At 37.8% G+C, this 25931-nt stretch carries 23 protein-coding genes; 15 read left to right on the top strand and 8 right to left on the bottom strand.

All coding sequences use genetic code 11. The annotated features are described in order from the left end of the window. Nucleotides 1-26 precede the first annotated feature (26 nt). Entirely contained in the window at nt 27-458 is a 432-nt protein-coding gene (locus HU235_RS05050) for a YwiB family protein (RefSeq protein WP_174879505.1), read from the top strand. Beyond that, nucleotides 455-2125, top strand: a complete 1671-nt coding sequence (argS, locus tag HU235_RS05045) for an arginine--tRNA ligase (protein WP_174879504.1) — start codon at nt 455-457, stop codon at nt 2123-2125. The genes HU235_RS05050 and argS overlap by 4 nt, the downstream gene beginning before the upstream one ends. A gap of 56 nt (nt 2126-2181) precedes the next feature. Here argS and HU235_RS05040 read toward each other — a convergent pair whose 3' ends face one another. From HU235_RS05040 to cls, 7 genes are all read right to left on the bottom strand, one after another. After that, nucleotides 2182-2802: a DedA family protein gene (locus tag HU235_RS05040; RefSeq protein WP_174879503.1), complete on the bottom strand. Its 621-nt coding sequence runs from the start codon at nt 2800-2802 to the stop codon at nt 2182-2184. 155 nt (nt 2803-2957) lie between these two features. Beyond that, nucleotides 2958-3599 carry a hypothetical protein gene (locus HU235_RS05035; protein WP_174879502.1) on the bottom strand — a complete coding sequence of 214 codons (642 nt, stop codon included), beginning with the start codon at nt 3597-3599 and terminating at the stop codon, nt 2958-2960. Nucleotides 3600-3613: 14 nt separating this feature from the next. Continuing rightward, nucleotides 3614-3928 carry a PadR family transcriptional regulator gene (locus tag HU235_RS05030; RefSeq protein ID WP_095301746.1) on the bottom strand — a complete coding sequence of 105 codons (315 nt, stop codon included), beginning with the start codon at nt 3926-3928 and terminating at the stop codon, nt 3614-3616. Nucleotides 3929-4449: 521 nt separating this feature from the next. Further along, a complete protein-coding gene (locus HU235_RS05025; protein ID WP_174879501.1) occupies nt 4450-5193 on the bottom strand; it encodes a CPBP family intramembrane glutamic endopeptidase in 744 nt (247 codons plus the stop codon). A gap of 19 nt (nt 5194-5212) precedes the next feature. Continuing rightward, nucleotides 5213-5650 (bottom strand): MarR family winged helix-turn-helix transcriptional regulator, encoded by a 438-nt coding sequence (locus HU235_RS05020; RefSeq protein ID WP_174879500.1) that lies wholly within the window; start codon nt 5648-5650, stop codon nt 5213-5215. Between the two features lie 132 nt (nt 5651-5782). Next, on the bottom strand, nt 5783-6739 hold the full coding sequence (gene uvsE / locus HU235_RS05015; RefSeq protein ID WP_095301749.1) for a UV DNA damage repair endonuclease UvsE: 957 nt from the start codon (nt 6737-6739) through the stop codon (nt 5783-5785). A gap of 18 nt (nt 6740-6757) precedes the next feature. Beyond that, on the bottom strand, nt 6758-7966 hold the full coding sequence (gene cls / locus HU235_RS05010) for a cardiolipin synthase (RefSeq protein WP_174879499.1): 1209 nt from the start codon (nt 7964-7966) through the stop codon (nt 6758-6760). Nucleotides 7967-8197: 231 nt separating this feature from the next. Between cls and HU235_RS05005 the strand changes: the two genes are divergently transcribed. The 8 genes from HU235_RS05005 (at nt 8198) to HU235_RS04970 (ending at nt 18623) form a co-directional block, all read left to right on the top strand. Then, nucleotides 8198-10294, top strand: a complete 2097-nt coding sequence (locus HU235_RS05005; protein ID WP_174879498.1) for a (Fe-S)-binding protein — start codon at nt 8198-8200, stop codon at nt 10292-10294. Nucleotides 10295-10310: 16 nt separating this feature from the next. Beyond that, the gene (locus tag HU235_RS05000; protein WP_174879497.1) at nt 10311-11489 is read left to right on the top strand and encodes an acetyl-CoA C-acetyltransferase; all 1179 of its coding nucleotides are present in this window, start codon (nt 10311-10313) and stop codon (nt 11487-11489) included. A gap of 18 nt (nt 11490-11507) precedes the next feature. Then, nucleotides 11508-12359: a 3-hydroxybutyryl-CoA dehydrogenase gene (locus HU235_RS04995; RefSeq protein ID WP_174879496.1), complete on the top strand. Its 852-nt coding sequence runs from the start codon at nt 11508-11510 to the stop codon at nt 12357-12359. 101 nt (nt 12360-12460) lie between these two features. Next, complete coding sequence (locus HU235_RS04990; protein ID WP_174879495.1) at nt 12461-13597, top strand: acyl-CoA dehydrogenase family protein; 1137 nt, start codon at nt 12461-12463, stop codon at nt 13595-13597. An 11-nt stretch (nt 13598-13608) separates the two neighbouring features. Further along, a complete protein-coding gene (locus HU235_RS04985; RefSeq protein ID WP_174879494.1) occupies nt 13609-14748 on the top strand; it encodes an acyl-CoA dehydrogenase in 1140 nt (379 codons plus the stop codon). A gap of 53 nt (nt 14749-14801) precedes the next feature. After that, nucleotides 14802-15428: a TetR/AcrR family transcriptional regulator gene (locus tag HU235_RS04980; protein WP_174879493.1), complete on the top strand. Its 627-nt coding sequence runs from the start codon at nt 14802-14804 to the stop codon at nt 15426-15428. Between the two features lie 656 nt (nt 15429-16084). Beyond that, nucleotides 16085-16627, top strand: coding sequence for a DNA-directed RNA polymerase subunit delta (rpoE, locus tag HU235_RS04975; protein ID WP_174879492.1), 543 nt, complete (start codon nt 16085-16087; stop codon nt 16625-16627). 394 nt (nt 16628-17021) lie between these two features. Beyond that, entirely contained in the window at nt 17022-18623 is a 1602-nt protein-coding gene (locus tag HU235_RS04970; RefSeq protein WP_095301758.1) for a CTP synthase, read from the top strand. 203 nt (nt 18624-18826) lie between these two features. On the opposite strand, the gene HU235_RS04965 is transcribed toward HU235_RS04970, so the two are convergent. Then, nucleotides 18827-19369, bottom strand: a complete 543-nt coding sequence (locus tag HU235_RS04965) for a DUF2529 family protein (protein ID WP_174879491.1) — start codon at nt 19367-19369, stop codon at nt 18827-18829. A 657-nt stretch (nt 19370-20026) separates the two neighbouring features. On the opposite strand from HU235_RS04965, the gene HU235_RS04960 reads away from it, so the two are divergent. The 5 genes from HU235_RS04960 (at nt 20027) to rpmE (ending at nt 25805) form a co-directional block, all read left to right on the top strand. Beyond that, nucleotides 20027-20398, top strand: coding sequence for a response regulator (locus tag HU235_RS04960; RefSeq protein ID WP_095301760.1), 372 nt, complete (start codon nt 20027-20029; stop codon nt 20396-20398). Between the two features lie 180 nt (nt 20399-20578). Beyond that, nucleotides 20579-21436: a class II fructose-bisphosphate aldolase gene (locus HU235_RS04955; protein WP_095301761.1), complete on the top strand. Its 858-nt coding sequence runs from the start codon at nt 20579-20581 to the stop codon at nt 21434-21436. An 809-nt stretch (nt 21437-22245) separates the two neighbouring features. Next, nucleotides 22246-23535 (top strand): UDP-N-acetylglucosamine 1-carboxyvinyltransferase, encoded by a 1290-nt coding sequence (locus tag HU235_RS04950; protein ID WP_174879490.1) that lies wholly within the window; start codon nt 22246-22248, stop codon nt 23533-23535. Between the two features lie 574 nt (nt 23536-24109). After that, entirely contained in the window at nt 24110-25381 is a 1272-nt protein-coding gene (rho, locus tag HU235_RS04945; RefSeq protein ID WP_095301763.1) for a transcription termination factor Rho, read from the top strand. 217 nt (nt 25382-25598) lie between these two features. Beyond that, a complete protein-coding gene (gene rpmE / locus HU235_RS04940) occupies nt 25599-25805 on the top strand; it encodes a 50S ribosomal protein L31 (protein ID WP_095301764.1) in 207 nt (68 codons plus the stop codon). Nucleotides 25806-25931: the final 126 nt, after the last annotated feature.

Below are 25931 nucleotides of genomic sequence, written 5' to 3'. Positions count from 1 at the left end.
GGAGTATGAGAAAAGGGAGTGTCTATATGTCAAAAAGCACACCTATCCAAATCCATGTATTATCGGAAATTCGCAATGAAAAAGACCTTGATAAAGAACAAATCGAGGTTAGGACGAAAGGCGAATTTATTTTAAAAGGAAAGACATCTTATATCCGATATGAAGAGGAACATGAGCTCGGTTCTGTAAAAACGACGGTAAAGATAGCTGAGAATGAGGTTGTAGTGATGCGAACTGGAGCTGTTGTAATGAAGCAGCGTTTTATTAAAGGTATGGTAACTGCAACAGAGTACACAACACCTTATGGTCGGCTTCAACTCGCAACGAATACTCACTCTTTATCTCACGTGGCAGAAAATCGTCAAGGCAAGCTCGTTCTTCATTATGATTTGCAAATAGATGAAAAGGAAAAGCATGTACATACATTAATGATGACATATAAGGAGGAACAATCATGAATATCGTCGAGCAAGTGAAGGAACGCTTAAAGGATGAAATTAAAGCAGCTGTCATAAAGGCTGGATTAGCTGAAGAAGCGCAAATACCGGACGTATTATTAGAAATTCCAAAAGAAAAAACACATGGTGATTATTCAACAAATATGGCAATGCAGCTTGCAAGAGTGGCGAAAAAGGCACCTCGGATGATCGCAGAAGGTATTGTCGAGCATTTTGATAAAGAAAAGGGATCCATCGATAAAATCGAAATAGCTGGTCCAGGTTTTATTAATTTCTATATGAATAATCATTATTTAACAGAGCTAATTCCAGCGATCTTAGATGCTGGCGAAAGCTATGGTGAAACAAATATCGGAAACAATGAAAAGGTACAAGTGGAGTTTGTTTCTGCAAACCCTACAGGTGACTTGCATCTAGGACATGCACGCGGAGCAGCTGTTGGTGATTCCTTATGTAATGTTTTAGCGAAAGCTGGCTATGATGTTTCTCGTGAGTATTACATTAATGATGCGGGTAATCAAATTAATAATTTAGCACGCTCTGTTGAAGCACGTTATTTGCAAGCGTTAGGAAATGCTGCAGAAATGCCGGAGGATGGCTATCACGGTGAGGATATCATTGAAATCGGTAAAAAATTAGCTGAGGAATTTGGCGATAAATATGCGAAGCTATCAAGTGAGGAGCGTTTAAGCTTCTTTAGAGAGTATGGTCTTAAATATGAAATGGGTAAGCTAAAGGCTGATTTAGAGGAATTCCGCGTTTCCTTTGATGTTTGGTATTCTGAAACTTCTTTGTATCATAACGGAAAAATTGATGAAGCACTTGCAAAGCTTAAGGAAAAAGGACATATCTATGAAGAGGATGGAGCAACATGGTTCCGTTCGACAACATTTGGTGATGACAAGGATCGTGTTTTAATTAAAAACGATGGATCTTACACATATTTAACACCAGATATTGCTTACCACAAAGATAAGCTTGATCGTGGCTTTTCAAAGCTTATTAACGTATGGGGAGCAGATCATCACGGATACATTCCACGCATGAAGGCTGCTATTGAAGCGCTTGGTTACAGCAAGGATACACTTGAAGTTGAAATCATTCAGCTCGTCCACCTTTATAAAAATGGCGAGAAAATGAAAATGAGTAAACGAACAGGTAAAGCTGTTACTATGAGAGATTTAATTGAAGAGGTAGGTCTTGATGCTGTTCGTTATTTCTTCGCAATGAGAAGTGCGGATACTCATATGGATTTTGATTTAGACCTAGCGGTTTCAACATCAAATGAAAACCCTGTGTACTATGCGCAATATGCTCATGCACGTATTTGCAGCATGCTTCGTCAAGGTGAGGAACAAGGATTATCCTTTGATGGTCAGTTAAAGCTTGATGAAATCTCGTCTGAAAAGGAATATGATCTGTTGAAAAAGCTTGGGGAATTCCCACAAGCCGTTGCGGAAGCAGCTCAAAAACGAATTCCTCATCGAATTACAAACTATATTTATGATGTTGCATCTGCTCTGCATAGCTTTTACAATGCTGAAAAGGTACTTGACCCTGATAACGCGGAAAAAAGCCGTGCAAGATTAGCGCTAATGAAAGCAACCCAAACGACATTGAAAAATGCTTTAACATTAATCGGTGTATCAGCACCTGAAAAGATGTAATTGTAATAAGAAGAGGCTGTTACAATCGGGGAAAAGCCCTGATGTAACAGCCTTTTTTAGTTGCTATTTTTCTTGCGTACTCTTTTTCGTATAAAGATGACGACAAACAGAATAATTAGTAATGCTAATATCGCATAAACGATATTTGAGTAAATATCCATATAGTGTACAATTGTTTCCCAAGAGCCCCCAACAGCTGCTCCGATATTGACTAAAATGATATTCCAAATTAATGTTCCGAGTGTTGTGAATAACAGAAATACTCCAAAATTCATATGGGACATCCCTGCAGGTAAGGAGATTAAGCTACGGATTAAAGGGACGAGCCGGCAAAAGAAGATTGTCCATACACCATATTTTTCAAACCATCCATTTGCTTTATGAATGTCATCTGTTGTTAGTCGTAAAATATGTCCCCAGCGATTGACAATTTTTTCGATTTTTTGAATATCAATAATCAAGCCGATGCCATAAAGAATAACTGCTCCAAGCACAGACCCTAACGTAGAGTATATGACAACGCCTGTTACGGTTAAATTTGTTGTCGTCGTTAAATATCCGCCAAAGGTTAAAATGACCTCAGATGGTATTGGTGGAAATACGTTTTCTAATGCGATTAAAAGAAGAATACCAAAGTATCCGAACTTTTCCGTTATCTCTGTTATCCAAGCTTCCAAAATATCTTCACTCCAATTTTTAATTTTTAGCTATGTGAAAACATGGTGTAAATTTTTTGTTCTTTTGTTGATTGTTGAAAACTGCTAAGACTCCTGCAAAGAAAAGTGAATACCTATAGCAAAAATCTACAATCAAGTTTAGCAGAGCCAACTTTTTATGAAAACAGCTTATTCACCTTTTGATAAAGAACAGAGTCGAGGATTTTATAGACAAAAAATAATCCAACAAGGCCGATGCAATAGGCAAACAATGTCACTTCAATCATTAAGGTAATGAGTGTGTTTTCGTTCATTGCTGCTGTAACGACCCAAATGATTAAACCGACAATACCGGTTATAACGGCCAAGCCTAATAAATAATAATGGGCATGAAGATTGAAAAACGATGTGTTTTTTGACAATGATAAAAATTCCTTCACTTTAAATTGATTAATCGCTTCGTTTGTTGCCTCTTGTTTTGTCATACCTTGCTCTACTAAATCCTCAACATAGTCTTCTAAATAGGTTTGTAATTCCAATTTTTCGTCCGCACTCATCACTAACTGGTTTACATATGCATGGAGATCATTTTGCTTTTGATACATCGCATTCAAATGGATATGGCTTATATAATTTAAAGCTCCCCAGATAACGGCAAGTCCAAATGAGAACCAGTAACAGAGAAATAACCAAAACGGATCAGTTGTATACATTCGATCAACATAATAAAAGCTACCGAAACATAGTGCGGATAATACGATTAGCCAAGGATATTTTATCTCAGATAACATCAATGCTTTCTTCAAAAAATGACTCATAAAATCCTCCTCCCTTAAATAAATCGTTTTACCATTTCGGTTATCATTTTCCAATCGTGAACATATGTCTCAAATAGCTCAATGCCTTCCTCTGTAATGGCATAATATTTGCGTCTGCCTCCATGGCTTTCTGTGCCCCAGTAGGAGGATATCGCCCCGTGTTTCTCTAGCCTCTTTAATGATAAATACAGAGTTGCCTCCTGAATTTCGAATGTACCTCCAGTTTTCTCTTTAATTGTTTTGGAGATTTCGTAGCCGTAATTATCTTTTTCTTTTAAGACTGATAGAATAAGCAGATCGATATTACCTTTAAGCATTTCCTTATTCAAAAAGATGCCCCCCAACGATCCAATTACTTAATATTATTAAGTACATAGCTATCGTATAACAGATTACTTAAAATAACAAGGTAATTTTTCATATTTTTTCCAAAGGGAGTTTTTATTGCTATCTAAAGTGAGTAAGGTGTGCCTTCTAAAGTCATGACTACTGCAAGTCACACAAAAAGATCTAGCCTTAAATCAGTTTTGTTTAAAGCAGGGGGGGATTTAAAACGGAAGGGGCAGATCAACAAGATGGGAATAGAAGGGGAGCAAGCCCTTTTACAGGCTTAATCATTTTGACTGTGCCCTTCTTACTTCTTCCGTAAAACAATCACGTTCATCTACAGCTAAAAGAATTGTATAGATTTCTTTTTTTCTGCCAAAGAAATTGGAAACACTTATTTTTATTTTTTCTTCCAAGGGATCCCATCTTGTAACGTACGATAGTAGCAAACAAGCTTGAATACCTTATAGACAAGAAAGATGAGAAGCAAGACAAGGAGTAGACCTATAGTTACTTTCATAGATTACATCTTATTTCTTTCAGTTGTTGAGTTACTGGCATTAGCGACAAAATCGATTAAGAAATGGAAAATCATTAGGGGAAATAGACTACCTAAAATGAGATAAAGCATGCTAAAGCATATCCCGATCAGAGTAGTTCGAATAAATCCACTTAAACCTTGATAGGTATGAGCTAAGCCAAAGACGATTCCAGCGATAACGACATAAAGCCATTCTGATGCATCTGGTACCAAGGTCATTAAGACTAACAGCAAGAACCCTCTATAAATGATTTCCTCTGTCACACCTGCAGTTAACGAGACATAGCCCCATAGTTTTTTCTCCTGACTTGACTCGGGGAGTAGCTCCTGGTAAGGCATTTTCTCTAACTCATTTGCAACCTTGTCTCTAAACACTTGACTTGTTTTCATTGCGACGAGATGGTAGACAATGGCGAAAAGGTAGCCGACGAATAAAGCAAGCAGGATATAAGAGATCCATTTCCCGAATATAGATGTGTTAAGGGAGGGCCAAGAAAACCCAAGTGAGGAAAAGGTAATTGGAGAAATCATTGTAACAATAACAATAATGAGTGTAGGTATCCATAACGCTAGCATCGTTTCTTTATAATAGGCTATTCTCCGATTTTTGTTTTCAGGGGTTTTATGGATGTCTTGCTTAAATCGCTGATACGATATATATCCCCAAATAGGCTCATAGGTTAGTAGAAAGCATAAAAAGAGTACATAAAAAATAGTCAATGCCATTAGAATTCCTCCTAGCCCTCTATGAAGAAGAGGTAACAATAGTATGTAGTGCTTTCAAAATTCTGTGGTACTCGACAATATCCTTCGTTGGTAGCTTTAAAAAATATTTTTCAAATATTTTCTTATCTGCGAGCTCCAATTCAGAGAATAAGCTCTTTCCTTTTTCTGCGAGAATAACAAAGGTTTCTCGACGATTATTAACATTAATTTCTCGTTTTACATATTTATTAGCCTCCAATTTTTTAATAAATTGACTTGCTGCACTTGGAGTTGCATCGATCGCTACAGCAATGTCCCCCATTGTTGGGTTTCCTCTTTGCTTAACAAGGCTAACAATTATTGATTGTTTTGAAGATAATTCATACTTCTCTAGTATTTTTTGATATTCCTTAACAAAAACAAGCTTAATATCCTCTGAAAACCGTTCAGCTTCATGCAGTAAAGTCATTGGATCCATATGAAAACTCCTTTATTTAAGTTTTCTTAAATGTTAAATTTACTTAAATAAAAAATACCATAAAAATACATCGGAAACAATTAGTTCCAATGTATCTTATAGTAATTTTTTCATAAATTTGCCATATATTATTTACATTTCAATTGTTGCTTCACCAATTCGCTTAATACCTCTTATTTTAGAAATGTCCTCACATAGCTTAAGAGCAGCAAAGTCCTTACGTTTTGCCTCAACCATAACGTCGATGTCTATATCAAATTTCTTAAGGTGGTTTATGAGGGGGAGCAAAAATTCTAGATCAACATAATCTGCGTGGCTACGAAATTCTTTTTCGGATTTAGGGGAGGAGACATGAATCTTTGGTTTCAGCCCAATTGTCTCCCATGTTTGAAAAATTCTTGGCAGTAAATTTTCTAATTTTTCATCGCTTTCGTTGTTTGCCATGTAATGATGGTAATCAAACATGAGCGGGATGTTTTCCTTTTCACATATTGCTAATGTTTCTGTTGTCGTATATGTCTTATCATCATTTTCTAATGTCATTCTTCGCTTTATATGAAGAGGTAATGCTGTTAAGTTCATGTGGAATCGCTCGATTGCTGCTTGTTTATTTCCATATGCCCCACCAACGTGAATGTTTATAATTGCCTCATTCGAAAGACCCATTGCTTCTAAAACATCATAGTGATAAGACATATCTAAGACTGCATTTTCCGTAATTTGTGGCTTCTCACTTGTAAACAGGGTAAACTGATTTGGATGGAAGCTTGTACGGATTCGATGTTTTTTCACAAGTGTACCGATTTCTGAAAAGAGATGTTGAAATGGGGTTTTATAATCCCATCTTACTTCTGGATGTGTTGCTAATGGAACCATCGATGATGAAAAGCGATAGAGAAAGATTTCATGAGCGATATTATAATGGATCATTCGAAGCGTATGCTTGAGATTTTGTTCTGTTACATAATGAAGCTGAGCGCTTCTTTCATCCTCTGAAAGCTTCTTCCACCTAGTAAAGGTTAATGCTTTTGCCGGAGAACAATCCCAAAGAGAAAGAGCATGTGAAACATATCCAAATCGAATAATCATCCAATTCCTCCATAAACCTTATAAAAAATGGGAAAGACATGTTGCGATTATTTCAAGAATCCTTTGCTGAAACGGACGTTTCTGATAATCCTTATAGGTTAACTGTTCAGAATGAGTAAGATCTTCATCAATATATTTTTTAAATTCATGAATAAACGTTTTGTCGTAAATTAAACAGTTCATTTCATCATTTAAATATTGGCTTCGCTTATCAAAGTTAGCCGTTCCGATATCACATAGCCTGTCATCTATAACAATTCCTTTAGCATGATAAAAGCCTTGGTAAAAACGATAAACTTCACAACCAGCAGGTAGAAGCTTGCCGAGGTAAGGAAAGGATGCCTCTTTTACAAGTGGGTGATCAGATTTCATTGGCACCATCAATCGAACTCTAACACCTCTTTTTAATGCAAGAAGCAGCTCGTGAAGCACCTGTTCCCCTGGAATAAAATAAGGTGAACAGATAAAAATTTCCTCCTTCGCCATTTGAATAAATTCAATGACATGCTTCTTTAAATGCTCACCATATGTCGCAAAAAAACGTTGCTCACTTGCTCCAGCTGGCTGAACGGGATAATAGCGTGGATTTTCTATATCATTATCTCCCGTTGCGTCAAACCAATCTTTTAAAAATTGCTTTTGAAGGTCATTAACACCTTCACCAGTTACTTTTAGATGATAATCGCGCCATAAACCAAACTTTAAATCATGTCCAAGGTATTCTTTTCCGACATTGAATCCACCTAAGTAGGCTATTTTGCTATCGATGACAGAGATTTTGCGATGGTTTCTTGCTTGGCTTGAATAAAAAAGAAAAGGAAGCCTTGGTTTATGCGTATAAGCAAAAAGAACACCCTTTTCCTTTAATCCTTGAATAGTCTGCTTTTTAAGACGCTTGCTGCCGATGTAATCGAGCAATAGTCGGACCTCTACTCCTTGTTGAGCCTTTTCTCCAAGTAAAGCTAGGAAGTCTTCACTTATTTGGTCATTTCGGACAATATAAAAAAGAACATGCACACTTTTCGTACTTTTCCGGATGCAATCCATTAAGTCTTGAAATAAGTGATTTCCATCTACAATTAGCTCAAAATCACTCTTTCTTAACGGAAATACCTCATATTTAGATTTTGCAAGATGATTTTTTCTTCCAAAGTGATAATCTATTCGAAGCCAACATACAATTGCCACTATAATAAAGCCGATCAAAAGGAACTGAGTCAATGTCATTCCTCCTAGTAGCATATTTTTTATAGTATTAACACGACTTTTTATTTTATGTGGAAACAAGGAAATAAATATTGACTGAATGCTCATTCATTATTTATCATAAACGTATAGATGTCATTCATAAGATGTAAGTAGGGTGGATGTTATAGAATAATGAAAAAGCTAGACAACGTCTTTAAGGGGAAAAGACCTTTGTTTAACAACATGTAATCGGGAAAAGGGGGAGAAGAAATGACTTGGCTACTTGTGGCAAATTTTGTGGCATTTGTTATTGTAACCGCTTACGCAATTCATTTGTTTGTGTACTTAATAAAAACGAGGCTAGCTTATATTCGACTTGGAAAAAAGGTTGAATTTGAGCATCGAATGAAAGAGCGATTCCATAACATTTGGATTAATGTCTTTGGACAAAAGAAGCTTTTAAAGGATAAAAAAAGTGGGATTATTCATGTCATGTTTTTTTATGGATTTATTCTCGTTCAATTTGGAGCGATTGATTTTATTATCAAAGGACTTATGCCAGGAAGACATCTTCCGTTAGGACCGCTATATCCGGCTTTTACATTTTTTCAGGAAATTGTCACGTTTATGATTTTAGTTGCCGTTGCTTGGGCATTCCATCGTCGCTATATAGAAAAGCTTGTCCGACTAAAGCGAGGATTTAAATCTGGGTTAGTCCTATTATTTATCGGGGGATTAATGCTATCTGTCCTTTTAGGGAATGGAATGGCACTTATTTGGCACGAGGAAGGACTGACATGGTCTGAGCCGATTGCCTCATGTTTTGCGGTAATTTTAAGCTTTGTCGGAGAATCTGGCGCAGTTGTCCTATTCTATTTTGCATGGTGGATCCACTTACTCTTCTTATTATCATTTTTAGTTTACGTACCTCAATCTAAACATGCTCATTTAATTGCAGGACCTGCAAATGTGTTTTTAAATCGATTAACAAATCCGGGAAAGCTTGAAAAAATTGATTTTGAAGATGAATCACAAGAAACATTTGGTGTTGGGAATATTCAAGATTTTACCCAAAAGCAATTAGTAGATCTCTATGCCTGTGTGGAATGTGGACGATGCACAAGTATGTGCCCAGCAACTGGAACGGGGAAACTTCTCTCACCAATGGATTTGATTACCAAGCTACGTGACCATTTAACACTAACAGGTGCTGCAGTTACGCAAAGGCAGCCATGGGTTCCCACTGCAGCCTTTAGTAAGACGAAGGGAAACCAAATTGCGCTGATGGCAGCAGGTGCTAGTGCAAACGAGTCAGCAGCAACTGCATTTGAATACAATCCATCGCTAATTGGAGATGTCATTACCGAAGAAGAAATTTGGGCGTGTACAACATGCCGCAATTGTGAAGACCAATGTCCAGTGATGAATGAGCATGTCGATAAGATTATTGATTTGCGCCGTTACCTAGTCTTAACAGAGGGGAAATTAGATGCTGATGCACAGCGGGCGATGACTAATATCGAGAGACAAGGAAATCCATGGGGATTAAATCGAAAAGAAAAGGGGTCATGGCGGGAACTTAATGAAGAAATTTCCATCCCGACAGTAAAGGAAATGCAAAAGGTCGGGGAAGAGTTTGAATATTTATTTTGGGTCGGCTCAATGGGCTCGGTTGACAACCGTAGTCAAAAAATCGCCCTCTCCTTTGCAAGACTTTTAAATAAGGCTGGGGTGAAGTTTGCGATTCTAGGAAATCGAGAGAAAAACTCAGGTGACACTCCACGTCGACTTGGGAATGAATTTTTGTTCCAGGATTTTGCAACAAAGAATATCGAGGAATTTACCAAGCATAATGTGAAAAAAATCGTTACGATTGATCCTCATGCCTATAACACATTTAAAAATGAATATCCGGACTTTGGACTTGAAGCAGAGGTGTATCACCATACTGAACTGCTAGCTAAATTAGTTGAGGAAGGCAGGTTAAAACCAGTTCATGCAGTAAATGAGACGATTACCTTTCATGATTCCTGCTATCTAGGGCGCTACAATGATGTTTACGATGCCCCACGCCAGGTTATTAAAGCAATTCCCGGAGTCACTCTAGTAGAAATGAAACGAAACCGCGAAACAGGAATGTGCTGTGGTGCAGGTGGAGGATTAATGTGGATGGAAGAGGATACAGGCAGCCGCATTAATGTAGCAAGAACAGAACAAGCTCTTGCCGTAAAACCGACGATTATTAGCTCGGGCTGTCCGTATTGTTTAACAATGCTAAGCGATGGCACGAAAGCTAAGGAGGTTGAGGCAACAGTAAGCACATATGATGTCGCAGAACTATTAGAAAAATCGATATTTAATAGCTAATAAAGGGGAGAAAAGGATGACAACGACAGTAATTTTAAGTGGGGCACGGACACCATTTGGTAAATTCGGTGGAGCATTGGCGTCCTTTACCGCAATTGAACTTGGTGGTATCGCTATTAAGGAATCGATAAAAAGAGCAAATATTGATGGAAATGAAGTTCAGGAGGTGATATTTGGTCAAGTGCTCCAAGGTGGGCAAGGGCAGATTCCGTCGCGCCAGGCTGCACGGGCGGCGGGTCTTGCTTGGGATGTGAAAACAGAAACAATTAATAAAGTTTGTGCATCTGGATTAAGAGCTGTCACCTTAGCGGATCAAATCATTCGTGCTGGAGATGAAGAGGTAATTGTAGCTGGTGGGATGGAATCAATGAGTAATGCACCATATCTTTTACCTAAAGCACGCTTCGGAATCAAAATGGGTGATACCCCTGTAAAGGATTTAATGATCCATGATGGCTTAACCTGCAGCTTTACAGGAGTCCATATGGGTACTTACGGTAATCGGACAGCAAAGGAATTAAACATAACGCGAGAGCAACAGGATGAATGGGCATTGCAAAGTCATCAGCGCGCCGTCTCTGCACAGAACGCTGGGCGATTGGCAGGAGAAATCATTCCAATAACGGTACAGCAAAGAAGAGGAGCACCAATTATTGTGGAGAAGGATGAAGCACCGAGAAAGGATACTTCAATCGAACAGCTTGCGAAACTAGCCCCTGTTTTTGATCATGACGGAACAATAACTGCAGGGAATGCCCCAGGTATTAACGATGGGGCAGCGGCTTTAGTCCTTATGAGTGAAGAGCGGGCTATTCGAGAAAACCGTAAGCCGCTCGCAAAAATTGTAGCTCATACAGCTATAGCCGTTGAAGCAGAGAATTTCCCAAAAACACCAGGAATCGTCATAAACGATCTTCTTAAAAAGACCGGTAAAACAATTGATGACATCGACTTATTTGAAATAAATGAAGCGTTCGCCTCTGTTGCATTAGCAGCAAACCAAATTAATGATCTTAATCCGAACAAAGTCAATGTCAATGGAGGTGCGATTGCGTTAGGGCATCCGATCGGTGCGAGTGGTGCGAGAATTATCCTTACCCTTATGTATGAGTTAAAACGTAGAGGCGGAGGTATAGGGATTGCAGCTATATGCAGCGGTGGGGGGCAAGGTGATGCGATTATGCTTGAAGTGTAGCTGGGAGGAGGATGAATGATGAGGAGCTTAAAAATCATGGTTGTTGGTGCTGGGCAAATGGGTAGAGGAATTGCCCACGTATGTGCAATGGCAGGATTTCCTGTCATTCTTTATGACTTGGAGCAAGCCGTTGTTTCAACAGGGAAACAATTGATTCAGGACCAGCTTGGGAAGCAAGTTGAAAAGGGAAAGCTTGCTAAACAAGAAATGATGGAAATTTGCAAAAGAATCACAACAACTACGAAGCTTGAGCAAGTTCAAACAGTTGATTTCGTCATTGAAGCTGTCGTTGAAAAAATCAAGGTAAAAAAAGACGTATTTTATCAGCTTGATAAATTAGCTCCACCCTATACGATTCTTGCGACAAACACATCATCATGCTCGATAACTGAAATTGCTGCGGTAACAAATCGTCCCGAAAACGTAATAGGCATGCATTTTATGAACCCTGTACCTGTTATGAAGCTAGTTGAAATTATTCGCGGCTTAGCGACTAGTGATAATGTGTTTGAGCAAACAAAAAGTCTTGCTGAAGCTCTAAACAAAACACCGGTCGAGGTCAACGATTATCCTGGCTTTGCCTCTAACCGTATTTTAATGCCGATGATAAATGAAGCAATTTACACTGTCTATGAAGGTGTTGCAACAAAGGATGCGGTTGATGAGGTGATGAAGCTTGGAATGAATCACCCAATGGGACCGCTTAGACTGGCAGATTTTATCGGTCTTGATACATGCTTATATATTATGGAAACTCTCCACAATGGCCTTGGTGATGATAAATATCGTCCTTGTCCATTGCTGAAAAACTATGTAAAAGCCGGGTGGTTAGGGAAAAAAACTGGCAGAGGCTTTTATCAATATGAATAATCATCAATAAGATTGTTCCCAGATTAACATCATCGGGTTGCTCTTATTTTTACGTTGCTAAAGAAAGCTATTATGCTTTTTTAAAAAAGGAGTGACATCAAGTGAATTTTAAGCTAACAGAGGAACAAAAGGCGATGCAGAAAATGGTTCGTGACTTTGTCGAAAACGAGGTAGAGCCCTTTGTGGGAAAAATGGAAAACGGTGAATTCCCAACATCCCTTCTACAAAAAATGGGAGAGCTTGGTTTGATGGGGATACCAATCCCAACATGTTTTGGCGGGGCGGGAAAGGATTTTATATCCTATATTATTGCTATTCATGAGATTTCCAAAATAAGTGCAGCGCTTGGCGTCATTTTATCTGTTCATACGTCTGTTGGTACGCTTCCGATATTCATGTTCGGAACAGAGGAGCAAAAGGAAAAGTATCTCAAAAAATTAGCGACAGGTAAAAGCTTAGCGGCCTTTTGTTTAACTGAGGCAAATGCTGGCTCAGATGTGGCTAAAATGGCGACTCGTGCGATGCGTAAAGAAACGTGCTATGAAATAACCGGTGCAAAGCAGTTTATAACAAATGGAGGGGAAGCAAATACGTATATCGTCTTTGCAAAAACAAATCAGTCTAAAGGTAACAGGGGAATATCAGCTTTTATCGTGGATAAGGAAACAGATGGCTTTAGCTTTGGACATGATGAACAGAAAATGGGGTTACACGGTTCAAGAACTGTCCAGCTTCTTTTCGATGAGGCAAAGGTACCGTTAGAAAACCTCCTTGGTAATGAAGGAGATGGCTTTAAAATGGCGATGTCAGTCCTTGATGGTGGACGAATTGGTATTGCCGCCCAGGCGCTTGGCATTGCGGAAGCTGCTTTACATGTTGCAACAAACTTTTTAAAAAAACGAAGCACTGAATCGCAGCGTCCAATTGAACAAGGCTTAGCGTTCAAGCTTGCAGATATGGCGACAAAGGTGAAAGCGGCAGAGCTACTAGTCTATCAAGCTGCATATTTAAAGGGGAATGGCCTTTCTTGTGGGAAACAAGCGGCAATTGCGAAGTTATTCGCTTCAAAAACAGCGATGGAAAATGCAACAGAAGCCGTACAGCTTCTCGGTGATGAAGGATATACAGATAAGTTTCCTGCTGAACGATTTTTTCGTGATGCAAAGGTTTGTGAAATCTATGAAGGAACGAGTGAAATTCAACGAATTGTAATTAGTAAGCATCTTCTAAAAAGTTAGGGGGATTGGTGATGCAGTTTATGCTTTCAGAAGAACATGAAATGCTTCGAAAAACAGTAAGGGATTTTGCTAAAAAGGAAGTGGAACCAACTGCAGCAGAACGTGATGAGCAGGAGCTTTTTTATCGAGACATCTTTACGAAGATGGCTGAGCTCGGACTAACAGGTATCCCTTGGCCTGAGCAATACGGTGGAATTGGCAGTGACTATTTAGCTTATTGTATTGCAGTCGAAGAATTATCAAGAGTTTGTGCTTCAACTGGTGTAACGTTATCAGCTCATACATCCTTAGCCTGCTGGCCCCTCTATAAGTTCGGAACAGAGGCACAAAAGCAAACGTATTTAAAGCCTCTAGCATTAGGTGAAAAAATCGGTGCTTATGGTTTAACAGAACCCGGATCTGGATCAGATGCAGGGAGTATGAAAACAAATGCGAGATTAGTAGGGGATCATTATGTAATAAACGGTTCAAAAATTTTTATTACAAACGGGGGCATTGCTGATATTTATATCGTGTTTGCTGTAACGGACGCAACGAGTAAAAGCAAAAAAACAACAGCCTTTATCATAGAAAAGGATTTTGCCGGCTTTTCGATCGGGAAAAAAGAGCATAAATTAGGAATCCGTTCATCACCAACAACTGAGATCATTTTTGAAGACTGCAAAGTACCAAAGGAGAACATACTTGGTCAGCTTGGTGAAGGCTTCAAAATTGCGATGATGACATTAGATGGAGGGAGAAATGGTATAGCTGCCCAAGCGGTTGGAATTGCCCAAGGTGCATTGGATGCTGCAATAGACTATGCAAAAACACGTGAGCAGTTCGGAAAACCGATAGCGGCTCAGCAAGGGATTAGCTTTAAATTAGCTGATATGGCAACAAGCATTGAGGCTGCCAGGCTTTTAACCTATCAAGCTGCTTGGCGGGAATCAGAAGGACTATCCTATGGGATGGAGTCTGCTATGTCAAAGCTTTTTGCCGGTGATACAGCGATGAAGGTGACAACAGAGGCTGTACAAATATTCGGTGGCTATGGGTACACGAAGGACTATCCAGTGGAAAGATATATGCGTGATGCAAAAATAACGCAAATTTATGAAGGAACCCAAGAAATCCAACGTCTTGTCATTTCAAGAATGCTAACAAAATAGTTAGAGCTTCTATTAATAGTAAAATTCATTTTTTTCGACTAAGGGAGGTATAGATGAAAAAACGTCAGATTCAGGCATCTGTAAAAGATGAGCAGTTAATAGAAAAACGACGGGATCAAATGATCAAAGGGGCAGTATCTCTATTTAAGGAAAAGGGCTTCCATCGAACAACGACAAGAGAAATCGCCCGTGAGGCAGGCTTTAGCATTGGAACATTGTATGAGTACATTCGCCAAAAGGAAGATGTTCTTTATTTAGTATGTGATACGATTTATGACCAAGTCTATTCAAGATTAGAAGAAGATATCGATACGAAGGAGGGGACGGTTGAAAGCCTGAAAAAGGCCATTAAGACATATTTTTACGTTGTCCATGATATGCAGGATGAAGTGCTTGTCATGTATCAGGAGGCAAAATCATTATCAAAGGATGCCCTTCCATATGTGCTGAATAAAGAACTTGAAATGACAAATTTATTCAAACAGATGATCCAAACTTGTGTTAATACAGGTGAGCTACAGCTTACCGAGCAGCAGTGTGAGCTTCTTGCTCATAACATTGTAGTTCAAGGTGAGATGTGGGCATTCAGAAGATGGACATTACAAAAGCATTATACGTTAGAGCAATACATTGAATTTCAAACAGATTTCATCACTCACGGAATGGTGAAGCAGAACTGATTATTTGAAGTGATGCTATTCATTTATTTTAATTCCTAGTATAGAAAAGATGGAATCTATTTTCAAAAAAGTACATGTTTTTACGATAAAGGATATGAAGAGTGCTGAAAAATACAGCGATATAATATTTGGTCATGATGAGACAAAATTCCCCTCATTGTACAAAGATAGCGGGAAAAATGCAAAGGAATCAAAACGTTCCAATTCCTTCTAACTGATAGAAATTGAACGCCACTTCTGTAGCAGAATTTCCCGTTTTTTACTGGAATTTTACGGTCCCCTTAGATTTTGCATATTTTTACGTGATTATTGTGGCATAAACTGCTAGAATTTGTTTATAATGAATGGTATGATTTGCAGACTTACCTAGTACATAATGGAATAGAAGGCCAAGCTAAACATCGTATTTAAGTTCATATTAGTGAAAATTCGATGTTTGTTTCATGCAATCATTCTATGAGAAGCAAGGAAATAAATGCTTCTATTTTGACATAGCAATGAGTGCAAGGAGCTTTTCTATCTAATAAGATTTTCAATAAGCGTGGGCTCTAATCCTCGCTAAATTAGTGAAACTTATCCGATTGTACGATAAAGCAATAATACTTGCTAGTTACATCGGATAAATAGATGAGATACCTAGAAAGGGAGTGCCGTACTTGAGTCTTAAGGAATTAACAGAAGAGCAAATTAAAGAAATGGCAATGGTTGAAGTTGCCTATGAACTGTTTAAAGAAAACAGAAAACCTTATATTTTTAACGAATTAGTAGAAGAGGTTGCAGCCCTTCTTGGTTTAACTAAAGAACAGGTTGAAGACCGTATTGCACAATTTTATACAGATATGAATATTGATGGCCGCTTCATTTGTGTAGGAGAAAACATGTGGGGCTTACGTACATGGTACCCATATGAACAAATAGAGGAAGAAATTGTTCCGACAACAACGAAGCCGAAGAAGAAAAAAGCGAAAAAAGCTCTTGTTGATGATTTGGATGAAGACTTCGATGAAATTGAAGACGATTTAGACTTTGATGATTTAGATGACTTTGACGATACAGATGACGAAGAAGATGATGACGACTTCGATGATTTAGATGATGTCGATTTAGATGATGACGATGATCTTATCGACGATGATGATGAGTTTGAATTAGATGAAGAAGATGATGAAGACTTTGATGATGATGAGGAAGAAAATTAATCTGAATCATCTTGACTTTCCTTATCTAACTAGGTAGAATCTATTTTGGGCTCTTAAAAAAGCAATCGTTGTATATATTATACATTTACGCTCCCTTTCAACTTGTTTGGAAGGGGGCTTTCTATTTTTAACGGGTAATCAAGTATATCATTTATCCTTAGATTTGGTGCAGGGATCTGCGTCTAGCTTCTTTTAGGTTACAAGCGAAAAGGGAATTAACTTGCGTTTTGTTTGCCTTAAGCTATTTTAAGGCGCTTGGATTTTTCTTATCTAAGTTGGTTTTTTAAGGAAGTTGAAGGCTCTTTAAGTAAAGTTCCCAAATGACGATGGTGTGAGTATGCCAAAGTGCATTTAGTACAAAATAAACATATAAAGCTTCTTTAGGGGGATAACTATGACAAAGTATATTTTTGTAACAGGTGGCGTTGTATCATCTCTAGGAAAAGGGATTACAGCCGCATCACTAGGAAGATTATTAAAAAATCGTGGCATGAGTGTAACGATCCAAAAATTTGATCCTTACATCAATGTGGATCCTGGAACGATGAGTCCATACCAGCACGGGGAAGTTTTTGTTACTGGCGATGGAGCTGAAACAGATCTTGATTTAGGTCATTATGAGCGTTTCATTGATATCAATCTAACAAAATTCAATAATGTCACTACAGGGAAAATCTATTCTACTGTTTTAAAGAAAGAACGCCGTGGAGATTATTTAGGTGGAACAGTACAGGTTATTCCGCATATTACAAATGAAATTAAAGAACGTGTTTTCCGTGCAGGAAAAGAAACAGGTGCTGATGTTGTTATTACTGAAATTGGTGGAACAGTTGGGGATATCGAATCATTACCATTCCTAGAAGCAATTCGCCAAATTAAAAGTGATATCGGTCGCGATAATGTTATGTATATTCACTGTACACTTGTTCCTTATATTAAAGCTGCTGGTGAAATGAAAACAAAACCAACACAGCATAGTGTAAAAGAGCTTCGCAGCTTAGGGATTCAACCGAACGTAATCGTTGTTCGTACAGAAAAACCAATTTCTCAAGATATGAAGGATAAGATTGCTTTATTCTGTGATATCGATAAAGAATCAGTTATTGAATGTCGTGATGCGGAAACATTGTATTCAATCCCATTAGATTTACAAGAACAAAACTTAGACACAATTGTTTGCAAGCATTTAAAGCTTGATTGTAAAGAAGCAGATATGACGGAATGGAAACAGCTAGTTGATAAAGTAACAAATTTATCAAAAACAACAAAAATCGGTCTCGTTGGAAAATATGTTCAATTACAAGACGCCTATATTTCAGTTGTTGAAGCATTGCGTCATGCTGGCTATCAATATGATTCAGATATTGAAATTAAATGGGTCAATGCTGAAACGCTAACAGAGGAAAACGTCGAAGAGCAGCTTTCTGATGTTGACGGAATTTTAGTTCCTGGTGGCTTTGGTGATCGTGGTGTTGAAGGGAAAATCCTTGCAACTACGTATGCTCGTGTGAACAAAGTTCCGTTCTTAGGAATTTGCTTAGGTATGCAAGTTGCTTCAATTGAATTTGCTCGTAATGTTTTAGGTTTAAAAGGAGCAAACTCATCTGAAATTGATCCGTCAACTCCATACCCAGTCATTGATCTATTACCTGAACAAAAAGATATTGAAGACCTTGGAGGAACTTTACGTTTAGGATTATCTCCAAGTAAGTTAAAATCAGGTTCACTTGCGTTTGAAGCGTATAAAGAAGAAGTTGTATATGAGCGCCATCGTCATCGTTATGAATTTAACAATGAGTACCGTCAAGCGATGGAGGATGCTGGATTTGTCTTCTCTGGTACTACACCAGATGGACGATTAGTTGAAATTGTTGAAGTGAAGGATCACCCATGGTTTGTCGCATCACAATTCCATCCAGAATTTACATCAAGACCAACAAGACCACAACCATTATTCCGTGACTTCGTTCACGCTTCACTAACTAGCAAAAACTAATAAGACAAACGAAAGCTAATGTATCTTGGACAAGCCTTTTCAATAGGCCCTAAGATATGTTAGCTTTTTTTCGTTAAGCTAGCGGATGCTAATTGTAACGAATATGGGGTTACTCTGCAGATAGGCTTCTCTGACTTCTGCAATAAGGTACTACGGAAAATATACCAAAGTAAAATAAAAAGCAACTAGCATTAGCTAATTGCTTACAACTCTTCATCATATTCACTTAATATTTCCTGAATAGTAAAATGAATCGCATAATACACATATAACGATGTCATAAGAGCTGGAAATCCGTAGCGATTCCCGTCGTCCCCAGGAATAAGTGGCTGACGTAGCTTGGAATCGATATGAAAATCAGTTATCGATTCGAGTCCCTTTGGAGCATCTTTGGCAATTGCAGAAACACCGACTGTCTGAATTCCTTTTTCTGCTAAGGATTTAGCAATTTGAATGGCTTCTTCATCTGTTGAAAAATGTGTAAATAACAGAACTCTATCAGCAGATGAAACCTCAGTAATTTGCCCGTCATGTTCAAGCAAGGGCTTTGCTCTTAGTAACGGCTCATTACTTGAAATAGCCTCTAAGACGATACCATGAAGCTCTTTATGGCCATATAAATATAGATTTCCTTCCCCGACTAGCGCCTGGGCAAGAAGTCTTGAGCTATCCTCAATATCCAATGTCTCCTGATCAACAATCCTGTTAAAATGCCCAGTTAATTGTGTAGTGAAAACTTTCATCATCTTATATAGGTTCTCCTTTTAAACGGCGATTGGCAATAAATGCCGTCAGCACTTCGTTTTTCTTATCAGTGTATAACTATTATAACGAAACATGTTGGCAGGGAAAAGAAACAGGCACGATATGTGGAAATATTGCTATCATCCTTTATAAAACGATGGTATGGTTATAAGAGGAAATTGACAAACAAATGAAAAAATTGTCGATAAACAAGTTGATATTCAAGCAGGAGTTAGCCTTAAAAGAAAGAATTATGTAAGTTGTGAAAAAAAATCCTTATGAAGGTGATCCTTCATATAAAAGCTTACTTCCATAATTAGAGATTAATTTCATCATTATATTTAATTCTAAGCCATATCCAGTATGAATTACTGGATTTTATGTGTGTATGATAAGTAGCACAAGGCAGATAGTAAAGACTTTTATATTAGGTGAAGTCACTGGATGTGGATTCTTGAGCGGGTTCGATTTATTTTACAAAAAGTAGGTATCAATTTTTGTATGAAGTTTAATGTCTAGCTCAAGTACTAAACCCTTTCTGGTATATGCGAATGATGCGAAGGGTAAGTATCCTTTTTGATCATGTCCGTCATATCCATGTCAGGGCTAAAAAGTACTTGTGCTTTTCTTAGAAACCAACGAAGAGGTGTGTAGGAATCATGTTAAAGGAAAAAATACTAATTGTTGATGATCAGTATGGAATTCGAATTTTGCTAAATGAAGTTTTTCAGAAAGAGGGCTATCAAACCTTTCAAGCAGCTAACGGCTTTCAAGCGCTGGAAATTGTTGATAAGCACTCACCAGATTTAGTTCTTTTAGATATGAAAATCCCAGGTATGGATGGAATTGAAATTCTAAAGCGTATGAAGGTAGTTGACAAGGACATTCGTGTTATCATTATGACTGCTTATGGAGAGTTAGATATGATTCAGGAGGCAAAGGATTTAGGTGCACTTACGCATTTTGCTAAGCCTTTTGATATCGACGAAATTCGTGAGGCAGTAAAAAAATATTTGCCGCTAAAAGCATAATATTGAATTTATATTTTGAAAAGAGCTGTCGAATTGTTGCCGATTTTCGAAGAAATTGGTATGCTTAGTAAGTGAAAAGTGATCATGCGGATACTACATAATCGTGAATATTCTGGTCAAGCTAGGTATGATATGCTTTTCTGTTTCAGAAAATTAGGTTCATTAGGAGGGTTTTTCGGTATGCCTTTAGTTTCAATGACAGATATGCTAAATAAAGCGAAAGACGGAGGATATGCAGTAGGTCAATTTAACATTAATAACCTTGAGTTCACTCAAGCTATCCTACAAGCAGCACAAGAAGAAAATTCACCAGTTATTCTTGGTGTTTCTGAAGGGGCTGGACGCTACATCGGAGGATTTAAAACCGTTGTAAAAATGGTTGAAGGTCTAATGGAAGACTACAATATTACTGTACCAGTGGCTATTCACCTTGACCACGGTTCAAGCTACGAAAAATGTAAAGAAGCAATAGATGCAGGATTTACTTCTGTAATGATTGATGCTTCACATCACCCATTTGAAGAAAACGTAGAAACAACTAAAAAAGTTGTTGACTATGCTCACTCAAAAGGTGTTTCTGTAGAAGCTGAACTTGGTACTGTTGGTGGACAAGAGGATGACGTAGTTGCTGACGGCGTAATCTATGCTGACCCACAAGAATGTAATGAACTTGTAAAACGTACTGGTATTGATTGCTTAGCGCCAGCACTTGGTTCAGTTCACGGACCATACAAAGGTGAGCCAAACTTAGGTTACAAAGAAATGGAAGAAATTGCAGGCTTAACTAACATGCCATTAGTACTTCACGGTGGTACTGGAATTCCTACAAAGGATATCCAAAAAGCAATCTCTTTCGGAACTGCTAAAATTAACGTTAACACTGAAAACCAAATTGCATCTGCAAAAGTAGTTCGTGAAGTGTTAGCAGCAAAACCAAACGAATATGATCCACGTAAATATTTAGGACCTGCTCGTGACGCGATTAAAGAAACAGTAATCGGAAAAATGCGTGAATTCGGTTCTTCTAACAAAGCTTAATCATAAAATAAAGAATAAAGCCGCCTTTTTATAGGCGGTTCTATTCCGAAGATAAAGGAAAGCGCTAACAAAATACCTAGCTGACCAATTGTGATAACTGAAACGGACAAGCAAAATGTTTGTTCGTTTTGATTTGTTCTTTTAGCTTTAATAGTAAGCTCAAGCACCTAGTCCATTAATTAATCTCTTTCATCACTTATATACAAATAGTGATGTATAGCGATTTTATTAGTGAATTTGCTCTTTTAGAAAATTGTATATAAAGATTCACTAAAACTCTTCTCAATCCACGATGTCTAAAAAACACCTACTGTCTAGTTAATTCCAGATTTAATTAAACGAAGAATAATCAGTAGGTACTTCTAATCAAATGTAATTAAACGTAAATTTCTAGCGTAAATGTTGTTGTCCTTCATAATAGATGGTTTAATATAATAGAATCAATAATAATATGTAAGAGTTCTAAATTTTATGTAGATGTTGTCCGATATTATTAGTAAGTATACTCTACCAAAAATGGAGTGATATTTTTTCATACGAGATGATTTTTTACATAACAAGTTGTAAACAGGTATTTACTAAGGCTAATAAGGAAATAAAAGAAATAACGGTTTATTTGCCAAGATGCCCAGTGCTTTTCCTATGTATTGATAATTTTGTTGACAAGATTTGCATCTAATTCGGAAAACATGATGGCTAATGAATAAAAGGCGTGTTTCGTGTGAGTGAATGCATATTTGTGCGAAATGAGCGCAAACTCACCTCCATGTTCTTTCCGGAAAGTCAACTTCATAAGAAGGGAGACTATCATGGAAAAATTAAAAGTAGCCGGTGGAGATTTTTTAAATGGTACAGTCAATATTAGTGGGGCAAAAAATAGTGCTGTTGCCCTCATACCAGCAACAATATTAGCAGAATCACCAGTCACAATCGAAGGGTTACCAAATATTTCAGATGTAGCTATTCTTGGTGACCTTCTAGAGGAAATAGGTGGTCGAGTTGAATTAAAAAACAACGAAATGTATGTTGATCCTTCAACAATGATTTCGATGCCACTTCCAAATGGCAAAGTGAAAAAGCTAAGAGCATCCTATTACTTAATGGGTGCAATGTTAGGAAGATTTAAAAAGGCGGTTATTGGTTTGCCAGGAGGATGTCACCTTGGCCCTCGACCGATTGATCAGCATATAAAAGGGTTTGAAGCATTAGGTGCTCAAGTAACGAATGAGCAAGGGGCGATTTATTTACGTGCTGATGAATTGCATGGTGCAAGGATTTATTTGGATGTTGTCAGTGTTGGCGCCACAATAAATATTATGTTAGCAGCCGTCTTAGCTAAAGGAAGAACAATCATTGAAAACGCAGCAAAGGAACCGGAAATTATCGATGTTGCGACATTGCTTACAAGCATGGGTGCTAAAATTAAAGGGGCAGGTACCGATGTGATAAGAATTGACGGTGTAGAAAAGCTACACGGCTGTCGTCATTCGATTATCCCTGACAGAATTGAAGCAGGGACTTATATGATTATCGGCGCTGCTATGGGGAAAGAGGTTATGCTCGATAATGTAATTCCTCTTCACCTCGAATCACTTATTGCGAAGCTAAGAGAAATGGGGCTTCATATTGAAACAAGTAATGATCAAATTCTCATCATTGGTGGTCAAAAGGAATTGAAGCCTGTTGATATTAAAACCCTTGTATATCCAGGGTTTCCTACAGATTTGCAACAGCCCTTTACTTCGTTTTTAACGAAAGCAACAGGCACAAGTGTTGTGACAGATACGATTTATTCTGCACGCTTTAAACACATTGATGAGCTAAGAAGAATGGGTGCAACCATTAAAGTAGAAGGTCGATCTGCGATTGTAACAGGACCGACAAAGCTACAAGGTGCAAGAGTGAAGGCAAGCGATCTCCGTGCAGGTGCTGCGCTCGTATGTGCAGGATTGATGGCAGATGGAATTACAGAAATAACAGGTTTAGAACATATCGATAGAGGGTATAGTCAACTTGAAGATAAATTAACAGGTCTTGGTGCAACGATCTGGCGGGAGAAATTATCAGATAAAGAAATAGAACAGATGCAAAATTCATAAATAAGAGATGCAAGGAGAAAGTAGGGGTATCCTGCTTTCTTCTATGTTATCATGCGTGTTCTTAAAGCAAAATTGTATTCTAGTAACAAAGGTATTTAACTTTTGTATAAGTGAATTGTAGCCAAAGAAGACACTATTTCCTTGCATCTTCTTATCCAAAGCTGTTTAAGCTCGACGATAGCTTTTCAAATATCCCCAAACTTCTAATAGATTTTCCGAAAAAGATTGATTAAATTCGAAAAATAGGGTAAAAATAAAGAGTGCTGCATAGAATGCAATTACTGCATAATCTACTTCAAGCTCACCTTCATTTTCCTTCTAATCCCAATGTACTAGTTTCTTCTTAAAGTACAATCGATGGTAAATCTCTTATAACATATATTTGTTATCTGACTAGACTTCATTATTTATCGAATGAACTACCTTAAATGAATGATAGATGGAAAACGGTTAAATGCATGTTCAAATGTGGACAAAACAAGTTGAGATGGTGAAGGGGAACGCTCAACAGTAATGTTTACGAATGAATTGAACATCAATACATGAATTGAAAAATAAAAAGAGTGGTGTTTTTATGAGTCAAGTTTCAATTTCTTCATTGGAACATATGAAACTGAAAGAGTTGTACGAGCTTGCCCGTCAATATAAAGTATCTTATTACAGCAAGCTAACGAAAAAGGAATTAATTTTTGCAATCTTAAAGGCGAATGCGGAACAAGAAGACTTATTATTTATGGAAGGTGTTTTAGAAATAATTCAGTCTGAGGGCTTTGGTTTCTTAAGACCGATTAACTATTCACCGAGCTCGGAAGATATTTATATTTCAGCTTCACAAATAAGACGTTTTGATTTACGAAATGGAGATAAAGTATCAGGTAAAGTTCGTCCTCCAAAAGAAAATGAGCGGTACTATGGTTTGCTGCATGTAGAAGCGGTAAATGGTGAAGACCCAGAAACGGCAAAGGAACGTGTTCACTTCCCAGCATTAACTCCTCTTTATCCAGATAGACAAATTTACCTTGAAACAAAACCAAATTATTTATCAACAAGAATCATGGATTTAATCGCACCTGTTGGCTTTGGACAGCGTGGTTTAATTGTTGCCCCGCCGAAAGCAGGGAAAACGATGCTTTTGAAGGAAATTGCGAATAGCATTACGACGAATAATCCAGAAGCTGAGCTTATCGTTTTATTAATTGATGAAAGACCTGAAGAGGTAACAGATATTGAACGTTCAGTTGCGGGTGATGTCGTTAGCTCAACATTTGACGAGGTTCCAGAAAATCATATTAAAGTTGCTGAGCTTGTATTAGAGCGTGCTATGCGTCTTGTTGAACATAAGAAAGATGTTATTATTTTAATGGATAGTATTACTCGTTTAGCAAGAGCGTACAACCTTGTTATTCCGCCAAGTGGAAGAACATTATCCGGTGGTATTGACCCAGCTGCGTTCCACCGTCCAAAACGTTTCTTCGGTGCTGCCCGTAATATCGAAGAAGGTGGAAGCCTAACAATTCTTGCAACAGCATTAGTTGATACAGGCTCACGGATGGATGACGTTATTTACGAGGAATTCAAAGGGACAGGTAATATGGAGCTTCACTTAGATCGCTCACTTGCTGAAAAACGGATTTTCCCTGCGATTGATATTCGTCGTTCAGGAACTAGAAAAGAAGAGCTTCTAATTCCAAAAGATCATCTTGAAAAGTTATGGGCAATTCGAAAATCGATGTCTGATACACCAGATTTCATTGAGAAGTTCCTAAGAAAGCTGCGTCAAACGAAATCGAATGAAGAATTTTTCAGTAATTTAGATGCTGAAATGAAAACAGCTAGAAATCGATAAATCTTTGAGCAACACGGTTCAAATTTGAAGGGTTCATGTTTAATAATTAAGTCCCCTTTAATTTCCATATACTACCCTAGAACTTCGGCTTGCTTTTAGACCGTGTCCTTGTTATAATTTCATCATGTGCTTTTCTAGAATTGAGTTGTCAATCGGACGAGTCATTCTAGATGATAACTCTGTTTCAGATGATTCAGGGCGGAAGGAGATGAAAAGAATGAAAACAGGAATTCATCCAAACTATAATAAAGTTATGGTGAAATGCGCTTGTGGTAACGAATTCGAAACTGGTTCTGTTTTAAACGAAATCAAAGTTGAGGTTTGTTCTGAGTGCCATCCATTCTACACAGGACGTCAAAAATTTGCAGATGCAGGTGGACGTGTAGACAAATTCAACAAAAAATACGGCATTACACAAAAGTAATAATGGTAACTTACAACAGGCAAGACGAAATGGCTCTTGCCTGTTTTTTCACGTCTATTTTTAAATGAAACCAATCGTTTCTTGCCTGAACCTGTATGTTCAGGAAGTTTAAAGCCACCCTATTAA

The organism is Metabacillus niabensis, from assembly GCF_902829255.1.
In the GTDB taxonomy this organism is placed as follows: domain Bacteria; phylum Bacillota; class Bacilli; order Bacillales; family Bacillaceae; genus Metabacillus; species Metabacillus niabensis.
The sequence above is the reverse complement of the archived record's forward strand: the minus strand, read 5'-3'. Positions and strand labels throughout refer to the sequence as shown.